Consider the following 5,382-nt stretch of genomic DNA (forward strand, 5'->3'; position numbering starts at 1 on the left):
TATAATCACGAGAATAATAAAAAATACCGATAGTAAAAAGTATAATTACCAAAAAAACTAGCAAAACATAGCTTCGCTGCCAACGTTTTGTACCTTTTCCTAGATACCAATTGGTGATGATTGAAAAAAAACGCATATACTAAACGATTAAATACAATCCAACTATTATTAAAAAAATAGCAATGACTTTTTGGATGATAATTTCTTTATTCAACTCTTCCCTTAACCATTCCGGATGCCACTTACCCAAAATTAATACCATAAAAAATAAAAAGGCATAATTCAATCCTTGCAAAGCATTGACTAAGGTAACGCTACCTAGAGATATGGCGACATTAACCAAAATAGATGAGAGAGCACCAGCAACTTGCCCCATAATCATTAAGGGTGCGGCGCCACCACCGTGATGACTAAAATTAGCTTTGATTACTCGGCGATTATCCTGTGGTATCAGCAAAATAATTGCCGCAATGAAAGAGCCAATCCGTGCCCAAACAAAACCAGAAATAAAACCAATTTCGTCAAAAACGTATTTGGCAATTACATAGGAAAGGGCAAACAAAAACGCTGATAGTATTGCTAGCCAAATAGATTTAACGTGCTTATCCTGATAATGACGGCGATAACTAATCAAAACTGAACCCAAAAATATAAGAACGAAAGCCATGACTTGTAAAAGACTCAAACGTTCACCAACAATAAAGTAGGATAGGGCTAAAATAAATAGTGGTGAAAAGCTACCAATCAAAGGTGTTACCCGTGATGCTTCACTCCGTAAAAGTGCCGAAAACATGGCTAATAGTGCCCAGGTAAAGAAAAAACCAGATATAATACTATAAATAAAATTGGTAACACTAATTAAATGCAAACCAAATGGTGCTAATAAAAAGGCCACTAAACCTAAAATACTAATGTAAAAAGTATAAACCACTGGATGTGGTATCTGTTTGTTCAATAAAGACTTATCAATAATAATAGAAATTGAATTGAAAAAATAGCCGATAATAGTAATTGATAACCAACCCATAAAAAATTGTTAATTATTAATCCCCCTAGCTTGCTGAAAGATCTTCTTAGTTAAAGCATTTTGCTGGGCAATCTGAGCATAAATCTTAGCCGCTGGTTTGATGATTCTTTTTTTTGTTTTTTCTTGATAACCAACCAAACCAAAGTGTGGCCAATAACCTTTGTCCCACTCCCAATTATCCAGTAGCGACCAATAAAGAAAACCTTTAACTGGCACGCCAATTTGCAAAGCATAATAAATTTCTTGAACATGACGAATTAAATACATTGCTCTTTGTTGCTCGTCGTTAGTGGCAATGCCGTTTTCTGTCACATAAATAGGTAAATGATAAGCAGACATTTCTTGTAGTACCTCAAATAAACCATGGGGGTACACCTCCCAGCCCATATCCGAAACCTCGCGACCAAGACTGGCAGCGTTGATAAACTGTGGTTGTCGCCAATGACCCTTCTGTAATCGAGTATGAAAATAATAATTTAAACCGAGAAAATCGTGAGTTCCTTTAGTCAAATCATAGAACCAGTGATTAAAATAATAATTCATCAAACGAATATAGATTTGATCAGATAAAGAATAAGTTCGGTGTAGCTGAAAAGAGCTAGCGTTTTGCGCCATACCAACTCGTACCGTTGGTTGGTTGGCTAAAAGCTGATGAATGGCGCGATAGGCTAAGTCATGGGCCTCTGCCAAGTGCTTAACTACTTTTCTCGTCTGCCACAACGATGATTCACCGGGCGGCCAAATACCGACACCATAAGATTGCCAAGCATAAATAATTGGCTCATTGATCGTTAACCAAAAATCCACCAAAGAACCTAACTCCCTAGCTACTTTAACTATATACGAATGAAAAAGAGATGGCGCTTCACTGTTTAACCAGCCGCCGCGATAATAAAACCATAAAGGATTTGTAAAATGATGCAAAGTAACAAAGGTTTGTAAACCTAATTTTTTTGCTGTTTGTAAAACCTGACGATAATGCTCTATTTCTTTTTGATCGAATTGTCCATCCTGTGGCTCAATTCTACTCCACTCCAATGACAAACGAAAACAATTATTATTGAGCTTGGCCGCTAAGGATAAATCTTCTTTGAATAATCGATAGTGATCCGGACCCGTACCCATTAATTGTCCATCTTCAATATTGCCATCACGTTCCCATAAATACCAATCGCTGTTTTTATTATTACCCTCCACCTGATAAGCGGATGTGGCCGTACCCCAAAAAAAACCTTGGGGAAAAACTAGTCGTTCTCCACCTTCTACCCATTCACGAGTTGTAATTTTTTGTTTTTGATCAATCAAAACCATTTTATTGATACCATAAAGCAGCGGCGCCAATAGCGCCTGTCTGATCCTTTAATTTTGTTGCCGTAATAATAGGAATTTTAATTAACGGTGATAAAATATTTTCTTTGACAACTTGTAGCGCTGGGCGAATAAATAGCTTTTCCGCTCGCGACAAACCACCAGACAAAACAATTATTTCTGGATCGTAATTGTAGATGATGTTTAATAAAACAAACCCTAAATAATAACCAAATTCTTGATAAATCTTTTGTGCTGATTTTTTGCCTTTCTCAGCAGCTTCTTGAATGATAGCTGGATGCTGGTTGGAGCGTCGACTAAAAAACTTACTGGACAAATATTGCTCCACTTCGCCTCTGGTTTTCGGACTTCCTTCGACGCCATTAATATTAATAATTGTATGGCCAATTTCTAAAGCCGTTCCTTGATGGCCTGTTAACAAACAAATCTTATTTTCTTCCCGCCAGGCATAGGCACCACCAACACCAGTACCCAAAGAAAGGACAAAAATTGATTTTTTACCACGGCCACTGCCAAAAAGCATTTCTGCTAAAGCCATAGCCTTGGTATCATTTTCCATCCTTACTGGTAAATTAAAATGGCCTTTTAACTCTTTAATAAAATTAATTTTTTTGATTACACTTAAATTGGGTGGTAATAATAATGATTGCCTCTGGCGATCAAGAATGCCCGGTAAACCAATGCCGATGCCAACAAAACGCTGACGGTCATAGGGTTTTAATAATAATTCAATGTGAGCGATGAGGGTGGCCAAAAACTCCCGATGTGTTTTAAAATTTTTAACTAAATATAAATCTTCAGCCAAAACTTTATTTTGTCGTAATAAAACAACTTTAATTTTTGTACCACCAACATCAATACCAATAACAAGGTCTTTCATAATGCTAATATTAAAAATAAAACGGTAATGTACCGCTTTATTATAACATTTTTTTATTAAAATAAGAATTAATACTAAATCAACCAAACATTAATAAGGACGGCTGAAAAATCATAATTAATCCCAACAACACCATCAAAACACCACCGATCAATTTTACCCAAAGCGAGTATTTACCACTAACTCCAATGGGTTTTAAAACAATCATCGCTACCGAAAAAACGATTAAATCATCGAGCATATAAAAAATAATATACCAAAATAAATACCAATAATATTGACCAGTTGATAAATTGGCTTGAGCGAGCAACTGGGTATAAATAGCTGGTAAACCGGCAGAGCATAATAATTCAACCATATTAACTGCTGCTCCTAATAAAACAATACCCAACAAAGCTAAGGCAATATTGTTTTTGCTTAGTATTACTCTCAGGCGTTGATAAGTAGCTTTCTTTTTTTCCTCATCTTTAGCTTCACAACCAGTTCGTTGTTGTTGCCATGATCGCAAATTTAAATACCCAGCTAACAGTGCCACCAAGCCAATTGCCATGCGGATAATCATAATCATTCCCAAAAACATAAAAATATTGAGCCAGGCAGCTAAAAATAAATAGTACACAATTGCCGATGACGATAAAAAAGCCAGACCTAGCAACCACCGTCTTTTTTTACTTTCAATACCTAAAAGTAATGATATTAATAAAATCAAAGTCCACATGGCGCAGGGATTAAAGCCATCCAAAAAACCGATAATCAACGTTAAAGCGCCTAATGATATTTGGCTGGTATCAACCTGCCCAAAAAGTGGCAAGCTAATAAAGTTTGGCTCGCTATCTACTCGCGGTTTTGTTTCTGGTGGTTGGGTAAATTGAGAAACGGCATCAGAACAGCTTTGCTGACGACAAATGGCGAGTTGCTGTTTGATCCAGGTGCCAGTTGTTTGATCGTTCAAGTAACCAATTTGATAATTACTACCAATAATAGTAACCGGCACACCGTTAGCGGAAACATTCAATTGTTCAGCTACTTGGTCCAGTAGTTTTGCATTATCACGATTATTAAATACTTCAAATCTGTTGATAATAACGTCGGGTTCGGTTTGTACTAATTGTTGTAAAAAAAATTCTTCTTGTGTGCAATGGGGGCAACCTTCACCCCAGAAGAAGTTGATGGTTGGTTTTTGTTCCACCGCCAAAACAGTATTAGGTATTACTAACACTAACAATAATATTGTGATGAAAAAATATTTTATTCGCATGATTTATAAATACTTATTAATCCTGATTAATATTTCTCGCTCATCAACATCACCACTCAAACGTTCGAGCTCCTGATCCTGGTCGTTCACAAATAAATATGTTGGGTATTCAATAATTTGATACTGCTCTTTCCTTTCTGGATGTTCATCAATATCGCAATCCTCAATAATTAACTGAGGATATTTTTTTTGAATTTTTTCCCACACCTCTCTCATGATCAAACAAGTGGGACACCAGATGGCACCAATCTTAATAATCTTCATAGTTGTTAATTACGTATCTCTCATTTTATTAGATGGGTATAAATAAAGCAACCCCCTGTACCAAACGGCACAGGAGGATGCAAAAAAAAGATAAAAAATATTTAAACAACTAACTCTTTAACAGCCTTGGCTGGATAAAATTTCACTTTCTTCTTAGCTGGAATATTGATACTAGCTTTGGTTAAAGGATTGATACCAACTCTGGCTTTCGACTCTCTAATCTTGAATTTACCAAAATCCTTAATATTAACTTCAACTCTTTTCTTCATTTGACCTTTGATTTCTTCAAATAACCAATCAATCATTTCAATAGACTGTTTTTTGGTTAATTGGTACTTGTCGGCCATTGTTTGGCCTAAATCTTTTTTGGTAACTTTAGCAACCTTCATAATTTTACCTTTAATTAATTATTAAATTGACCCAAGAATATTATACAGCAAAATTCACAAAAACAAAACAATTATGGGGATTTTTATACTTATTTACTATTTTGATTAATTTTCTTTGCACTATAATAAATAATATTATGCCTAATATTAGACTAAATATTAATAATAGAAATATGATTTATACTTTATTGAAATATTTAAATAAAAAGGCTTATTTATCATTAAATTGAAGTGG

General features: G+C 35.1%; 6 protein-coding genes. All 6 read right to left on the minus strand.

The features are described 5' to 3' along the window. Positions 1-139 precede the first annotated feature (139 nt). Positions 140-1,027: a hypothetical protein gene (locus COX77_00320; protein PIZ99837.1), complete on the minus strand. Its 888-nt coding sequence runs from the start codon at positions 1,025-1,027 to the stop codon at positions 140-142. Positions 1,028-1,036: 9 nt separating this feature from the next. Next, positions 1,037-2,338, minus strand: coding sequence for a glycosyl transferase (locus COX77_00325; GenBank protein ID PIZ99838.1), 1,302 nt, complete (start codon positions 2,336-2,338; stop codon positions 1,037-1,039). Between the two features lies 1 nt (position 2,339). Next, on the minus strand, positions 2,340-3,323 hold the full coding sequence (locus COX77_00330) for a hypothetical protein (GenBank protein ID PIZ99839.1): 984 nt from the start codon (positions 3,321-3,323) through the stop codon (positions 2,340-2,342). Next, on the minus strand, positions 3,316-4,494 hold the full coding sequence (locus COX77_00335; protein ID PIZ99840.1) for a hypothetical protein: 1,179 nt from the start codon (positions 4,492-4,494) through the stop codon (positions 3,316-3,318). Before COX77_00335 ends, COX77_00330 begins: the two co-directional genes overlap by 8 nt. A gap of 3 nt (positions 4,495-4,497) precedes the next feature. Continuing rightward, positions 4,498-4,758, minus strand: coding sequence for a hypothetical protein (locus COX77_00340; GenBank protein PIZ99841.1), 261 nt, complete (start codon positions 4,756-4,758; stop codon positions 4,498-4,500). A 101-nt stretch (positions 4,759-4,859) separates the two neighbouring features. Then, complete coding sequence (locus COX77_00345; GenBank protein PIZ99842.1) at positions 4,860-5,147, minus strand: hypothetical protein; 288 nt, start codon at positions 5,145-5,147, stop codon at positions 4,860-4,862. Positions 5,148-5,382 lie beyond the last annotated feature (235 nt).

The organism is Candidatus Komeilibacteria bacterium CG_4_10_14_0_2_um_filter_37_10, from assembly GCA_002793075.1.
Classification (GTDB): Bacteria; Patescibacteriota; Patescibacteriia; order UBA1558; family UBA1558; genus UM-FILTER-37-10.